This is a genomic window from Catenulispora acidiphila DSM 44928, from assembly GCF_000024025.1.
Lineage (GTDB): Bacteria > Actinomycetota > Actinomycetes > Streptomycetales > Catenulisporaceae > Catenulispora > Catenulispora acidiphila.
The window spans coordinates 5,421,342-5,434,306 of sequence record NC_013131.1 but is presented as its reverse complement, the minus strand read 5'-3'; the positions used below and the strand labels follow the sequence as shown (position 1 = coordinate 5,434,306).

Here is a 12,965-nt window from a genome sequence, read left to right as displayed (position 1 = left end):
GCGGATCCGGTAATCTGACGGGCCGTCAGAGGAGCCAGATCAAGGAGGCCGCGGTGGCGGATGTGGCGGATGAGAAGGCGTTGGGTCTGGCGTCGGTGTTCCCGACGGCACGGATGGCCGACGGTGTGACGTTCCTGGCCGCTGTCCTGGGCATCGAGCCGACCTTCGTGGACGGCGAGCGCTGGGCGCAGTTCGACCTCGGCGGCGCGCGGCTGGCGCTGGCCTCCGGCGCGGAGTCCTCGGGCGCGGCGCGGGTGATGGTGAAGGTCGCGGACGCCGCGGGGGTCGCCGAGCGGCTGGCGCGGAGCGGCTACGACGTCGCCGGCCCGGTCGCCGGTCCGCATGAGGTGCGGTTCTCGGTGACCGGGCCGGATGGGTGGTCGGTGGTCGTGTACGAACCTCTGTGAGGCTCGCCGGTCTTGCCGCTGGTGCGTCGAGCTCTAAGCCGCCGGGATGGCTGGCGCTTGTACTACCGGGGCCACCGGGGCGGTCTCGATCGCGGTGTCGAGCGGGAGCGGTTCGACCAGGTGCGGCTCGACCGTCGTGACGGCCGCGGCCGGCTCCAGGGCCGGCTCCAGCGCCGCGGTGGTGGCGCGGTCCAGGTAGCGCAGCAGGCGGGCCTCCAGGTTCGCCTTGGCCGCCGGCCACTCGGCGCGGACGATGGAGAACAGGGCGCTGTCGCGCACGCCTCCGTCGGCGGCCGGGAAGTGGGCCCGCTTGATGCCCTCGAACTGCGCGCCCAGGGCGCTGATCGCGGCGCGGCTGCGGGTGTTGCGCACGTCGGTCTTGAGGCTGACGCGGTGCACGTCCCAGGTCTCGAAGGCGTACGTGAGCATCATCAGCTTGGCCTCGGTGTTGATCCCGGTGCGCTGGGCCGAGGGGTGCAGCCAGGTCGAGCCGATCTCGGCGGCGTCGGGGCGGCCGTCGGCGTTGACGTGGCCGTGCCGGGGCGGCCAGACCCCGGCCCGCCAGTATTCGAGTTCGCGCAGGCGGGAGGTGCCCACGATGCGTTCCTCGCCGGTCAGCGGATCGATCGCGATGGTGGTGAACGGGACGGCGACACCGGCGGCGAAGTCCGAGGACGCCAGGGCCACGTACCGGACGACTGCGTCGTGGTCGCGCGGCACGTAGGTGAAGTCGAAAGTGGACCGGTCGGCGGTGGCCGCGGACAGCAGGCCGTCGATGTGGTCCGGTCGCATGAGCTCCAGGCGGCACAGGTTGCCGTGGAGCGTGACGGGGGAACGCATGCGCATATCATCCACGACCTGACGGTCTTCGGCGCGCGACACTCCAGGTTGGCACTCGTGCGGGGTAACGGTGCAGGTCAGAGCGCTGGTTCGGGGGTCGGTCGCGGAGGAATTCCGGGCTCGGCGCGGCTTGGAAGCACACCGTGTCGCGCGGCGCGTCGGCGGGGGTCTGTCGCGCCGGTTTCCGGCGGGCGTCGGGCCGGTGCTCGGCCGGTGTCCGGCTGGTGTTCGGCCGGTGTCCGCCGGTGTGAGTCGGGGGTGATCGCGGCGCCCGATACAGTGCCGCGCGGGTCCTGCTCGGCGTTCGGGCGGGGTCGGGGCGGGTCTCGTGCGGGTCTCGTGCGGGGCTCGCGGAGGGCGCGCGCGGGCCGCTGTCCGGATCCGGTCCGGTGTGGTGACTGGCGTGCGGCGGGGGTCGTGCCGGATACTCCCGTTGTCGTCCGGTTGTCGGCCGGTGTGATTTTCTTTGGTGGTTCCTCGGCGGACGGTCGCCGGGTGGGGATAGTGGCTCGAATTTTGGGAGAGGCTAGCGTGGCCGAGGTAGAGCAGCAGATCGGCGGCGGGGCGAATGAGGCCGACGGGCTCCAGGTCGGCGGCGCCGATGCGGTGACGGAACTGGAGACCCAGGCGCCGGCGGCGGCGTTCGACGCCGACCCGGTGGTGGCCGCGGGCTTCGTGGCCTTCGAGGCCGGGAACCTGGAGGCCGCCGAGGCGGTGTTCGGGCCGGCGGCGCAAAGCGGCGGCCGCGCCGCGATGTTCGGGCTGGGCCTGGTGTATCAGGCCCGTGACGACTTCGACCAGGCGGTCCGCTGGTACGCCGCGGCCGCCGAACTCGGCGAGGCCGAGGCGGCGAACAACCTGGGCACCCTGCTCGCGGTGCGCGGCGAGAACGACGCCGCGGTGGCCTGGCTCAGCCAGGCGGTGGCGCTCGGCTCCTCCGAGGCCGCGGTCAACCTGGGCCGCATGAACCACTGGGACAACCCGGCCGAGGCCGAGTTCTGGTACCGCCGCGGCGCCGAGGCCGAGGTCGGCTCGGCGATGGCGAACATCGGCGTCCTGGCCCAGCGCCGCGGCGACCTGGCCCAGGCCGCCGAGTGGTACCGCAAGGCGGTCCAGGCCGGCGAGGTCCGCGCGGTGAACAACCTCGGCAACGTCCTGCTGATGCAGGGCGAGGTCGAGGAGGCGATGGACTGCTTCAAGCGCGGTGCCGAGGACGGCGACGGCCACGCGCAGGTGAACTTCGCCCTGCTGTCCCTGGCTCGCGGCGAGGTCGAGGAGGCCCTTTCAGCCGCCGAACGCGGCCGCCGATCCGACGCCCCGGGCGCCGAGGTCGTCTACGGCCAGGTCCTGCTCGCCACAGGCGACCAGCAGGGCGCCGCCGAAGCCTTCCAGCGCGCGATGAACGCCGGCGACCCCTCCGGCGCCTACGCCCTCGGCGTGGTCGCCGCCCAGACCGGCGCCCTGATCGACGCCGAGCGCCTCTTCCTCGCCGCGGCCAACGCCGGCCACGTCCCCGCGATGTGGAACTCGGCCGTCCTGCTGCAGCAGAGCGGCAAGACCGAGGCGGCACTGCCGTGGTTCGAGGCGGCGGCCGCCGCCGGACACCCGGAGGCCCAGGCGGTGCTGTCGGGCGCCATCTCGGTGCAGCCGGGCGGGGACGCCGGAGGCGTCGCCACGGCTTGAGACGGCGTGATGGTTTGAGGTAACTGAGGCTGCGGCCGGGACTTCAGAACTGAAGCCGAGGCTGAGACAAGGTGAGGGCCGGTGCGCGCGATGGTTGCGTGTACCGGCCCTGGTTTTCTGCCGGCGCAGCCCGGGCGCGCGCCATCGATCAGCGCTGAGTACTGACCAGCGCTGACTACTGATCAGCGCCGACCACCGACCAGCCGCGACCCTAAGCCGCCGCCTTCCCCTCCTTGACGTCCGAGGCGTACACCGGCCGGTACTCCTGCCCCGACAGCTTCTGGATCTGCTCGATCACCTCGTCGGTGATCGCGCGGCGGACCAGGGCGGGCTTGGCCAGGGCCTTGGCCTCGGCCAGGTCCAGGGGGGCGCCGATGCGGATGGTGACGCGGCTCAGGCGGGGGAACTTCTTGCCGGGGGGTTGGACGCGGTCGGTGCCGACGATGCCGATGGGGATGATCGGGGCTCCGGAGCGCAGGGCGATCTCGGCGATGCCGGTGCGGCCTCGGTAGAGCTTGCCGTCGGGGGAGCGGGTGCCCTCCGGGTAGATGCCGAACAGGCCGCCGGCCTGGAGGACCGCCACGGCGCCCTCGAGGGCGGCGGTGGTGGCGTTGCGGGTACCGGAGCGGTCGATGGGGACGGCGCCGGCGAAGCGGGCGTAGAAGTACTTGTTCCACATGCCCTTCAGGCCGCGGGTGTTGAAGTACTCCACTTTGGCGATGAAGGTGACGTGGCGGGGGACCACCACCGGGATGAAGAAGGAGTCTGAGAAGGACAGGTGGTTGGCGGCCAGGATCGCGGCGCCGCTGGCGGGGATGTTCTCCAGGCCCTCGACCCTCGGGCGGTAGACGACCTTCACGAGGGGCTCGACGAAGAACTTCGCCGCCTGGTACACGGACATCTGCGCGCTGACCTCATTCTTCATCGGGCGGCGGGTCGGTGGGGACGCTGTCGAGACTAGCGGATCGCCGCCAGGCGGTCGGTGTCGGCCGCGAGCGGGCCGGCACCGGGTGGTTCGGGGCATATGTCAGGTCGTGTACAAGGACGGATGCGGGGTGCGCACGGGGACGTACACGACCTGCGCGTGTCAGGGTGCCGGGTTGACCCGCAGCAGTCCCTCCTGCACGACAGTTGCCACCAGCGTCCCCTCTCGTGTGAACAGCCGCCCCGTGGCCAGCCCGCGGGCGCCCGAGGCCGACGGGGAAGCCTGGTCGTACAGCAGCCACTGGTCGGCGCGCGCCGGGCGGTGGAACCAGATCGCGTGGTCCAGCGAGGCGATCTGCACCTCCTTGTGCGGCAGCAGCTTGTGCCGGATCAGCGTCGTGGACAGCAGCGTCAGGTCCGAGACGTACGCCAGCACCGCGGTGTGCAGGTGCGGGTCGTCGGGCAGTGGCGCGGAGGTGCGCAGCCACACCTGCCGCCGCTCCGGCCCGGTGTCCGGGACCCGGCGGATGTCGAAGGCGGTCCAGCGCCGGTAGAGGATGTTCCACAGCGCGTCCTCCCCGTCGTCGGCCGGGCTCGGCGGGATCGCCGGCAGCGACTCGGGGTCGGGGGCGTCCGGGCGCGGGTCGGCGTGGTCCAGGCCCGGTTCGGGGATCTGGTAGGACGCCGACATGACGAAGATGTTCCGGCCGTGCTGGCGCGCCACCACCCGCCGCGTGGAGAACGACCGCCCGGTGCGCGAGCGGTCGACCTCGTACACGATCGGCGCCGCGGGGTCCCCGGGCAGCAGGAAGTAGCCGTGCAGGGAGTGCACGTTCCGGTCCGGCTCGACCGTGGCGGTGGCGGCGGACAGCGCCTGTCCCAGGACCTGTCCGCCGAAGACGCGCTGCACGTCGGTGTCCGGTGAGGCGCCCCGGAACAGGTCGTCCTCGATCCGCTCCAGTTCGAGCAGGTCCATGAGGGACTCGAAGGTGGCCAAGGGGCGACTCCCGGGGGCGGATTTCTTCTCACCGGACGGTGGCGTGCGGATCGATTTTAGGCGCCGCGCGGCGTCCTCGTCGGGAGGGCTACTCGGTGAGGTCGGTCACGGGCGGCCCGAACGCCGGCAGCAGGTCCACGATCGGCTCCGGGTCCCCGCTCCAGCCGGCGGCGAGCATCTGCGCCCGCGAGCGCCGGCCGATCAGCAGCCGGGAGAGTTCGAAGTCGGAGGTGCTCAGCGCGGCGACCGGCGCCGCGTCCGGCGCACCGAGCCGCCAGCCGCCCGAACCGGTCGCGAACTCGATCGGCGGGTTCCCGGCCTCGGCCCACGGCCCGCTCCTGATCTTGATCGTCAGCGCGGTGGCGAACGCCGCCTGCGGCGTGTGCCGCTCCTCGGTCCGGCCGAGCGCGCCGCGGATGTCGTGCCCGTGGTGGAAGGCGTCGAGCACGGCGGACACCGAGCGCCGCCGGGCCGGGTCGTCCAGGGCGGCCTCCACGCCCGGACCGTTGGCCTCCCACTCCTCGCAGATCTCGGCCAGGCTGTGCCCGCGCCGCGTGGAGAGGTGCCCGGCGGTCCAGCCGGGGTCGTGCGGATTGCCGGGGACGCCGGCGAGGATGTCGGCGCTGATCCCGGTGATGTGCGCATACGTGTCCTGCACACTCCAGCCGGGCAGCGCGGGCACCTCGGCGGCGGCCTGGTCGGGCGACATGTGCGCGGCCATGTCAACAAGCTGGCTGCGGATGACGCGGTAGTGCTCTCCGGCGGTGGTGTCCGGGGAAGCCGGCCGGCCATTGGGTAGGGTTGAGGGTTGCACGGATCAATCAATACCCGACAATGATGTTGTGGGATGGGAGTGAATGCGAGTGTCGTCCCCATATGACACTTCCGAGCAGGTGCCGTCGTTCGACGTGGCCTCCTCCGAATTCAAGGCCGGGGAGCGCCTGGCACCGGAGCACGGCTCGGCGATCTTCGAGGTCCCCGGCGGCCGCGAGATCTCTCCGCAGCTCTCCTGGGGTCCGGTTCCCGAGGGCACCAAGAGCATCTCGGTGACGATGTTCGACCCCGACGCCCCGATCCCCTCAGGGTTCTGGCACTGGGGTCTGGCCGACCTGCCGGCCGACACCGCCGAGCTGCCCGCGGGCGCCGGCGCCGGCGACGACTCGCTGCCGGGCGGAGCGTTCCACGTCCCCAACGAGCTCGGCATGCACCAGTACGTCGGCTTCGGGCCGCCGCCCGGCACCGGCCGCCACCGCTACTACTTCGCGGTGCACGCCCTGGACGTGGACTCGGTGCGCGACCTCGGCGTCACCCCGGAGACCACCCCGGCGGTGCTGCACTTCATGATGCGCGGCCACGAGTTGGCCCGCGGCGTGCTGCAGGGCTGGGCCAGCGCGGACGAGTAGGCGCGGGAGACAGGCGTACAGGCGCTGGCGCATAGGCGCGCCGGCGCCAGTGCCAGCACCGGAGAACGGCGGCGGCCGGTCGGGCACAGTGTCCCGGCCGGCCGCGCGTGTTCTGCAGGTGTTTTGTGGGACCGCTGCGGGACCGCTACAGCAACCTCAGCAGGCTGCGCCCCACGACGCCGAAGCGGCGTTGTACCAGATCGACTGCCCGTATCCGGGTCGACCGGCGCCCTTGTTGAAGGTCAGGCCGGGAGACGTCGCCTGCCCGTAGGCGTAGCCGGGCGGAAGGCAGAAGTAGGCGCCGGAGTAGTTCGGGCTGTAGAACAGGTGGATCCAGTCACAGCCGGCGCACTTGTAGCCGTAGTTGGCGATCAGGTAGTCCGTGTTCCGGCAGTTGCCGAAGGTGGGCGCGTTGCCCGCCCACTGGCAGCGGCTCCCGTTATTGCCGTTCCAGGCGTAGAAGTTGCCGTCGGCGCAGGCGTACGCCGAACCGCCGCAGGGGTTGCCGGCCGCCGGTGCCGCCGGCACAGCCGCCGCCACTGTCGCTGTGACGGCGGTCTTCGCCGCGGCCCGCGTCGTCGACGCGGACGCCGCGGGCACGACGCCCAGCAGTGCGATGAGCGCAACCGCCAGGCCGATCAGTCGTTTCTTCATCTTTGTCACCATCTCCCGCCCCGTCGGGCATTGCTGTGTCAAAGCAGAGCCCTACCCTTGCGATGGTTCGAGACACCCCTGATATCGGTTGAAGTACGGTATATGACGTATAGCCGTCAACTCACTGCGTTACCGGCGCGCGGCGGGTCCCGGGGCGCTCGTCGGAGGTGCGGACAGCGTGCGGAACGTGATGCCCGCCCGGCTCAACCGCGCGATGAGCGCGTCTCCCATCGCCGTGGCGGTGGTGAGCTGCCCCGCGGTCGGCGGCAGATCGTCGAAGGCCAGGCACAGCGCCGACTCGGCGAGCATCTTCGCCGTCTCGCCGTAGCCGGGATCGCCGCCGGAGACCTCGGTGACCAGGGTGCGCCCGCCGGCCTCGGCCTTGAGCCGCAGCGTGAACCAGCTGCCGGCGCGGCGCCGCTCGTCAGGGCCCTGACCGGGCTTGACCACCTTGCCCACGGCCGCTCGCAGCGGCTTGACCTGCGCCGAGATCGCCAGTCCGGAGACGAGCGCCAGCGCCCCGAGCGCGATCGGCAGGCGGCGCACCGCGGCGAAGTGCCCGTAGCGGAAGTCGGGCCCGTACTCCGGCAGCGCGGCGGCGCTGCGCAGCGCCACCTGGTTGTCGATCACCGGCAGCGGCGCGATCCAGGCGTGCGCGGTCTTGTCGTGCCGGGGCGGTCCGGCCAGCACCCCGAAGCGGCGTCCCGGCTGCTTCGGCTCGGCGGCGCGCCGGGCCTTGGAGGTGCGCGCCATCGCCTTGGGCCGGGACATCGCGAGCATCGCCGAGGCCAGCGTCCCGCCGGAGAACGCGCCCCGCACCCGGATGAACCCCGACACCCGCACCGGTCCGGTCTGCGGTCCGAGTTCGCGCATCGTGTACAGCACGCCGAGGTCGGTCGGGATGCTGTCGAACCCGCAGCAGTGGACCAGCCGCGCGCCGGTCTCCACGGCGCGCGCGTGGTACTTCAGATACATGGTGTCGACGAACTCTGGCTCGCCGGTCAGGTCCACGTAGTCGCATCCTGCTTCGGCGCACGCCGCGACCAGCGCCTCGCCGTGGTGCAGGTAGGGTCCGACCGTGCTGATCACGACGCGGGTCTGCCCGGCCAGCTCGCGCAGCGACACCGGGTCGCCGGCGTCGGCGATCACCAGCGGCAGGTCCTTGAGCTCCGGACGGCGCGCGGCCAGCCGGTCGCGCACCGCCTGCAGCTTCGCCGCCGAGCGACCGGCCAGCGCCCAGCGCACGGCCTCCGGGGCGTGCTCGGCGAGATAGTCGGCGACCAGGGATCCGGTGAAGCCGGTGGCGCCGAACAGCACCACGTCGTAGCTGGTCCGGGACGCGTCCTGGGAGGTGTCGGCCATCGCCGCCCGCCTTTCTTACTACCGGTCGGTAACCTTGTCGGTCCCACCTTAGGCCGCGCGCCTGCGCGCGACCAGCATCTGCCCGGTGACCAGCGCGCCCAGCGCCACGGCGAACCCGGCCGCCTGCGGCGCCGTCAGCGACTGGTGCAGCACCACGAACCCGGCGACCGTGGCCACCATCGGGTTCGCCAGGCTCAGCAGCGACAGCGACGTCGGAGCCAGCCGCTCGATGCCGCGGAACCACAGCGTGTAGGCGACGGCCGTGCCCACGACGCCGATGTAGGCGAACCCGGCGAGGTTCCTGGCGGTCAGCGTGTCCGGCAGCCCTTCGGACAGCAGCGTCATCGGCAGCAGCACCAGCCCGCCGAACACCAGCTGCCAGGTCGCCAGCACCATCGGCGTGGCGCCCTCCGGTCGTCCCCACTTGCGGCCCAGCACCACGGCCAGCGCCATCAGCGCCGTGGCGACCAGCATCGCCAGCACGCCGAGCGCGTCCAGGCGGGCCTTCGCCGTCAGCGTCATCAGCGCCACGCCGCCGGTACCGACCACCGCCGCGCCCAGCACGGCGCTGTGCGGCCGCTGGCGCAGGATCAGGATGCTGAACCCGGCGACCAGCAGCGGCTGCACCGAGCCCAGCGTGGAGGCGACGCCGCCGGGCAGCCGGTAGGCGGCGAAGAACAGCAGGGGGAAGAAGGCGCCGAAGTTCAGCGTGCCGAGCACGGCGGTCTTCCACCACCAGCTGCCCTTCGGCAGGCGGCGCACGAACGCCAGCAGGATCAGCCCGGCCGGCAGCGCGCGCATGGTCGCGGCGAGCATCGGGCGGTGGTCGGGGAGGAATTCGGAGGTGACGACGTAGGTGGTGCCCCAGCTCGCCGGGGCGAGGACGGACAGCAGCAGGTCGCGCGCGGTGCCAGTGCCCGCGCCGCTGCCGGTGCCGCCGGCGCGTGCCGGCGACGTGGCGGGTGCTGTGGTCGATACGGTGGTGGCGGTCATCGGAGTCTCCCCTGGTCTTCTGCGCCAACTTCTCTTAACATTAAGATAGTCAACGCTGAGAGAAGCTAGCACATTCCTTGGAACGGAGCGGTACAGCGTGGTTGACGCGGTCGACGAGATCATCGCGATGTGGGCCCGGGAGAAGCCGGATCTCGACGCCACGCCCATGGGCATCGTCGGGCGCATCAGCCGCCTGTCACGCCTGCTGGACAAGGAGCTGAAGGACTTCTTCGCCGGACACGGCTTGGAGTTCTGGGAGTTCGACGTCCTGGCGACCCTGCGCCGCTCCGGGGCGCCGTACGAGCTGTCCGCCGGCGCGTTGTTGAAGACCGCGATGGTCACCTCCGGCGCCATCACCAACCGCGTGGATCGTATGGAGACCAAGGGGTTGGTGCTGCGCGTGCGCGACCCCGACGATCGTCGCGGCGTGCGCATCCGACTGACTCCGGACGGTCTGGCGCTGATCGATAAGCTGATGCCCCTGCACGTCGCCAACGAGCAGCGGCTGTTGGCCGAACTCGGCGAGGGTGACCAGGACACTCTCGCTGACCTGCTGCGCACCTTGGCGGCGAGCCTGGGGGATACCTCCCTGGGATAAGCCCGTAACCCTTTTGCGATAATGGGGTATGAGCACCTGGCAAGAGCGATTCGCTGCCGGCATCGACCAGCAGGTCGAGAACGCCGAGAAGGCCGGAGCCTTCGAGGACAACCCCTTGGTGGGCAAGCCGTTGCCCGGCGACGGCCAGCCCTATCGCGAAGACTGGTGGATCACGCAGAAGGTCGCCGCGGAACGCGTCGGGGTGCACGCGCTGCCGTTGCCGCTGGCTTTGCGGCGGGAGGCGCAGGACCTGCGCAAAGGACTGATCGAGGATCGGCTCGCTGTTTCCGAGACTGCTTTGCGGACCGCGATCGCGGATTACGACGTGCGCTCCGATGTCGCTCGGCGGACGCCGCAACCCGGACCGTCGGTGGTGATCCCGCGCGTCGACACCGAAGAGGCCGTCGCCGTGTGGCGGCAGGCGCGCGAAAGCAAGTAGCGGCAACGGATCAACAGTGACAATGAAGTCGTGAGCAATCCCCTGAGCCCCGAGGCTGAGCCCACTGATCCCGCCGGGCGTTCCGGGTCTGCCAAGCCCTCCGAGCCTTCCGGGCCCTCCGAGCCGGGTTCGGCTGTCGTCGTCTCCGTCATCCCCGGCGCTCTGGCAGCGCTCGGTCACGGCGGCGCCGGTCCTCGGGCTGAGCAGGTCGCGGCGCTGTTCCTGCTCACCTACAAGTCCACGACCGCGTCGGCGTACGCGGTCGATCTGAAGCAGTGGTTCGCCTGGTGCGCGCTGTTCGACGTCGATCCCTTCGACGCGGTGCGGGCTCATGTGGACACCTGGGCCGTGCATCTGGCCGACGAAGGACGGGCCCGCCCCGCCACGCTCGCTCGCAAGATCAGTGCCGTGCGGAACTTCTACGCCTACGCCGTCGACTCCGGCTACACGTCCAGCAGCCCGGTCCCGATCAAGGACAAGGCGCTGCACCTGCCGCGTGTCTCGCGCAAGTCGCAGACGCTCGGGCCCGATCGCGAGGAGTCGGCGGCGATGCTGGAGGCGGCGGCGCAGCGCGGCGTGCGGGACGAGGCGGTGGTCGCTGTGCTGCTGTATCAGGGACTGCGCGTGTCGGAGTTGTGCGGGATCAACGTGGAAGACCTGTCCAGCCAGCGCGGGCACCGGGTCGTACGGCTGCGGCGCAAGGGCGGCGAGGAGCAGGACCAGGCGATCGCGCCGCCCGCCGCCGGCTGCCTGGACGCCTGGCTCGCTGAGCGTGCTCGGGACTCCGCTTTCGGCGCGGTTCCTGCCTCCGGGCCGGTGTTCGTCGGTCCCGAGGGCGCGCGCCTGACGCGGTATCAGGTCGAGTGGATCGTCGAGTCCTGCGCGCGGGCGGCCGGGGTCGAGAAGAAGATCAGTCCGCACTCGCTGCGGCACGCCTGCACCACGATGCTGCTGGACGCCGGGGTGCCGCTGCGCGACATCCAGGTCTACATGGGGCACGCGAATTCGGCCACTACGGAACGGTACGACCTTGGGCGCCAACACCTTGATAAATCGCCCGCCTACGCATTGTCCGGGGTGTTTGCGCGAGACTGAGCGGCGTGATCATGAGTGAGGACGTCGTGGCGAGGCTGCGCGCCGCCGGGTGTGTGTTCGCCGAGGACGAGGCGGAGCTGTTGGCGCAGGCCGTGAAGGAGGACGCCGAGCCGGCGCGGCGCCTGGAGGCGTTGGTGGCCCGGCGCTGCGCCGGCGAGCCGCTGGAGCACGTCGTCGGGTGGGCCGAGTTCTGCGGGCTGCGGATCGGGGTCGGGCCGGGCGTGTTCGTGCCCCGGCGGCGCTCGGAGTTCCTGGTCGAGTTGGCGCTCGACCTCGGGCGCGAGGCGCGCGTGGTGGTGGACCTGTGCTGCGGGTCGGCGCCGTTCGCCACGGTGCTGGCGGCACGGCTTTCCGGCGCGGAGGTGCACGCCGCGGACATCGACCCCGCGCAGCTCGCCTACGCGCGGGAGAATCTCGGCCGCCGTGGCTCGACGCACGAAGGCGACCTGTATGAGGCGCTGCCAGAGCGGCTGCGGGGGAAGGTGGATCTGCTGGTGGTGAACGCGCCTTACGTGCCGACCGACGCGTTGTCGACGCTGCCCGCCGAGGCGCGGGTCTTCGAGCCGGCGGCGAGTCTGGACGGCGGCGCCGACGGGCTCGCGGTGCACCGGCGGGTCGCGGACGGGGCGCCGCAGTGGCTGGCGCCGCGCGGGCATCTGCTGATCGAGACCAGCGAGGCGCAGGCCGAGGCGATGCTGGAGGCGTTCGGGGAGGCCGGGCTCAAGGCGTGGATAGCGCAGGACCAGGAGCTGGACGCGACGGTCGTCATCGGGCGGCAGGCGTGATCGCGCTGGTGACCGGGGCGAACCGGGGTCTGGGGCGGGAGACGGCGCGGCAGCTGGTCGCCGCCGGTCACCGTGTCCTGATCGGTGCTCGGCAGGAGGCTGCTGCCCGCGATACCGCCGCTGAGCTGGGGGAGCGTGCGTATCCGGTGCGGCTGGACGTCACCAGCACCGAGGACATCGCCGCTGCGGTCGAGGAGGTGCGCGAGCACTTCGGGCACTTGGACGTGCTGGTCAACAACGCCGCGATTCACTACGACACCTGGCAGCACGCGATCGGCGCCGATCTGATGGTGGTGCGGGAGGCCGCGGAGACGAACGTCTATGGGCCCTGGCAGCTGGTTCAGGCGATGCTGCCTTTGTTGCGGGCCGGGAGTCATCAGCGGATCGTGAACGTCTCGAGCGGCGCGGGGTCGCTGACCGAGATGACCAGTGGCTCCACTCCCGCATACAGCATCACCAAGGCCGCGCTCAACGCCCTGACCCGCATGCTCGCCGCCGATCTGCGCGGCGACGGGATCCTGGTCAACGCGGTGTGCCCGGGCTGGGTCGCCACCGATATGGGCGGTCCCGGCGGGCGGCCGGTGCGGGAGGGCGCTGCGGGGATCGTGTGGGCGGCGACGCTGCCGGACGGCGGGCCGAGCGGCGGGTTTTTCCGGGACCGGAAGGCGATCGACTGGTAGCGGCTGGTCGCGCGCTGGTAGCGCGCTGAACGCCGAACATGCCGAACGGGCCGCCCAGATCAAATGGGCGGCCCGTTCGGATGTCGAGGTGTGGTGCGGCTCGGC

Annotated in this window: 15 protein-coding genes; 8 read left to right on the top strand and 7 right to left on the bottom strand. The window is 71.6% G+C overall.

Translation table 11 applies throughout. From position 1 onward, the window contains the following. Nucleotides 1-53: 53 nt before the first annotated feature. Nucleotides 54-407 (top strand): glyoxalase/dioxygenase, encoded by a 354-nt coding sequence (locus tag CACI_RS23610; protein WP_015793362.1) that lies wholly within the window; start codon nucleotides 54-56, stop codon nucleotides 405-407. A 33-nt stretch (nucleotides 408-440) separates the two neighbouring features. On the opposite strand, the gene CACI_RS23605 is transcribed toward CACI_RS23610, so the two are convergent. Continuing rightward, nucleotides 441-1,247: a GNAT family N-acetyltransferase gene (locus tag CACI_RS23605; RefSeq protein WP_015793361.1), complete on the bottom strand. Its 807-nt coding sequence runs from the start codon at nucleotides 1,245-1,247 to the stop codon at nucleotides 441-443. 531 nt (nucleotides 1,248-1,778) lie between these two features. Here CACI_RS23605 and CACI_RS23600 point away from each other — a divergent pair. Beyond that, the gene (locus tag CACI_RS23600; protein WP_015793360.1) at nucleotides 1,779-2,930 is read left to right on the top strand and encodes a tetratricopeptide repeat protein; all 1,152 of its coding nucleotides are present in this window, start codon (nucleotides 1,779-1,781) and stop codon (nucleotides 2,928-2,930) included. A gap of 211 nt (nucleotides 2,931-3,141) precedes the next feature. On the opposite strand, the gene CACI_RS23595 is transcribed toward CACI_RS23600, so the two are convergent. From CACI_RS23595 to CACI_RS23585, 3 genes are all read right to left on the bottom strand, one after another. Beyond that, nucleotides 3,142-3,855, bottom strand: a complete 714-nt coding sequence (locus tag CACI_RS23595) for a lysophospholipid acyltransferase family protein (RefSeq protein ID WP_015793359.1) — start codon at nucleotides 3,853-3,855, stop codon at nucleotides 3,142-3,144. A gap of 162 nt (nucleotides 3,856-4,017) precedes the next feature. Continuing rightward, complete coding sequence (locus CACI_RS23590; protein WP_015793358.1) at nucleotides 4,018-4,851, bottom strand: acyl-CoA thioesterase; 834 nt, start codon at nucleotides 4,849-4,851, stop codon at nucleotides 4,018-4,020. 88 nt (nucleotides 4,852-4,939) lie between these two features. Continuing rightward, nucleotides 4,940-5,665, bottom strand: a complete 726-nt coding sequence (locus CACI_RS23585; protein ID WP_395993339.1) for a maleylpyruvate isomerase N-terminal domain-containing protein — start codon at nucleotides 5,663-5,665, stop codon at nucleotides 4,940-4,942. A 43-nt stretch (nucleotides 5,666-5,708) separates the two neighbouring features. On the opposite strand from CACI_RS23585, the gene CACI_RS23580 reads away from it, so the two are divergent. Beyond that, nucleotides 5,709-6,254: a YbhB/YbcL family Raf kinase inhibitor-like protein gene (locus CACI_RS23580; protein ID WP_015793356.1), complete on the top strand. Its 546-nt coding sequence runs from the start codon at nucleotides 5,709-5,711 to the stop codon at nucleotides 6,252-6,254. Nucleotides 6,255-6,410: 156 nt separating this feature from the next. Here CACI_RS23580 and CACI_RS23575 read toward each other — a convergent pair whose 3' ends face one another. The 3 genes from CACI_RS23575 to CACI_RS23565 form a co-directional block, all read right to left on the bottom strand. Next, nucleotides 6,411-6,908, bottom strand: coding sequence for a hypothetical protein (locus CACI_RS23575; protein WP_015793355.1), 498 nt, complete (start codon nucleotides 6,906-6,908; stop codon nucleotides 6,411-6,413). A 129-nt stretch (nucleotides 6,909-7,037) separates the two neighbouring features. Continuing rightward, nucleotides 7,038-8,270: a saccharopine dehydrogenase family protein gene (locus CACI_RS23570; protein WP_015793354.1), complete on the bottom strand. Its 1,233-nt coding sequence runs from the start codon at nucleotides 8,268-8,270 to the stop codon at nucleotides 7,038-7,040. Between the two features lie 48 nt (nucleotides 8,271-8,318). Then, the gene (locus tag CACI_RS23565; RefSeq protein WP_015793353.1) at nucleotides 8,319-9,263 is read right to left on the bottom strand and encodes an EamA family transporter; all 945 of its coding nucleotides are present in this window, start codon (nucleotides 9,261-9,263) and stop codon (nucleotides 8,319-8,321) included. 97 nt (nucleotides 9,264-9,360) lie between these two features. Here CACI_RS23565 and CACI_RS23560 point away from each other — a divergent pair, with 97 nt between their 5' ends. The 5 genes from CACI_RS23560 to CACI_RS23540 are packed head-to-tail and all read left to right on the top strand — an operon-like array spanning nucleotide 9,361 to nucleotide 12,860. Beyond that, nucleotides 9,361-9,861 carry a MarR family winged helix-turn-helix transcriptional regulator gene (locus tag CACI_RS23560; protein WP_015793352.1) on the top strand — a complete coding sequence of 167 codons (501 nt, stop codon included), beginning with the start codon at nucleotides 9,361-9,363 and terminating at the stop codon, nucleotides 9,859-9,861. 28 nt (nucleotides 9,862-9,889) lie between these two features. Then, complete coding sequence (locus CACI_RS23555) at nucleotides 9,890-10,300, top strand: DnaJ family domain-containing protein (RefSeq protein ID WP_015793351.1); 411 nt, start codon at nucleotides 9,890-9,892, stop codon at nucleotides 10,298-10,300. Nucleotides 10,301-10,330: 30 nt separating this feature from the next. Next, nucleotides 10,331-11,395, top strand: coding sequence for a tyrosine-type recombinase/integrase (locus tag CACI_RS23550; RefSeq protein WP_015793350.1), 1,065 nt, complete (start codon nucleotides 10,331-10,333; stop codon nucleotides 11,393-11,395). An 11-nt stretch (nucleotides 11,396-11,406) separates the two neighbouring features. After that, complete coding sequence (locus CACI_RS23545) at nucleotides 11,407-12,180, top strand: putative protein N(5)-glutamine methyltransferase (RefSeq protein ID WP_015793349.1); 774 nt, start codon at nucleotides 11,407-11,409, stop codon at nucleotides 12,178-12,180. Continuing rightward, nucleotides 12,177-12,860 (top strand): SDR family oxidoreductase, encoded by a 684-nt coding sequence (locus CACI_RS23540; protein ID WP_015793348.1) that lies wholly within the window; start codon nucleotides 12,177-12,179, stop codon nucleotides 12,858-12,860. Before CACI_RS23545 ends, CACI_RS23540 begins: the two co-directional genes overlap by 4 nt. Nucleotides 12,861-12,965: the final 105 nt, after the last annotated feature.

Bases quoted from the DNA above. Each gene is read 5' to 3' on its own strand.
- CACI_RS23605 (WP_015793361.1), bottom strand. From the start codon at position 1,247: ATGCGTTCCCCCGTCACGCTCCACGGCAACCTGTGCCGCCTGGAGCTC.
- CACI_RS23595 (WP_015793359.1), bottom strand. From the start codon at position 3,855: ATGAAGAATGAGGTCAGCGCGCAGATGTCCGTGTACCAGGCGGCGAAG.
- CACI_RS23580 (WP_015793356.1), top strand. From the start codon at position 5,709: ATGCGAGTGTCGTCCCCATATGACACTTCCGAGCAGGTGCCGTCGTTC.
- CACI_RS23575 (WP_015793355.1), bottom strand. From the start codon at position 6,908: ATGAAGAAACGACTGATCGGCCTGGCGGTTGCGCTCATCGCACTGCTG.
- CACI_RS23570 (WP_015793354.1), bottom strand. From the start codon at position 8,270: ATGGCCGACACCTCCCAGGACGCGTCCCGGACCAGCTACGACGTGGTG.
- CACI_RS23565 (WP_015793353.1), bottom strand. From the start codon at position 9,263: ATGACCGCCACCACCGTATCGACCACAGCACCCGCCACGTCGCCGGCA.
- CACI_RS23555 (WP_015793351.1), top strand. From the start codon at position 9,890: ATGAGCACCTGGCAAGAGCGATTCGCTGCCGGCATCGACCAGCAGGTC.
- CACI_RS23545 (WP_015793349.1), top strand. From the start codon at position 11,407: ATGAGTGAGGACGTCGTGGCGAGGCTGCGCGCCGCCGGGTGTGTGTTC.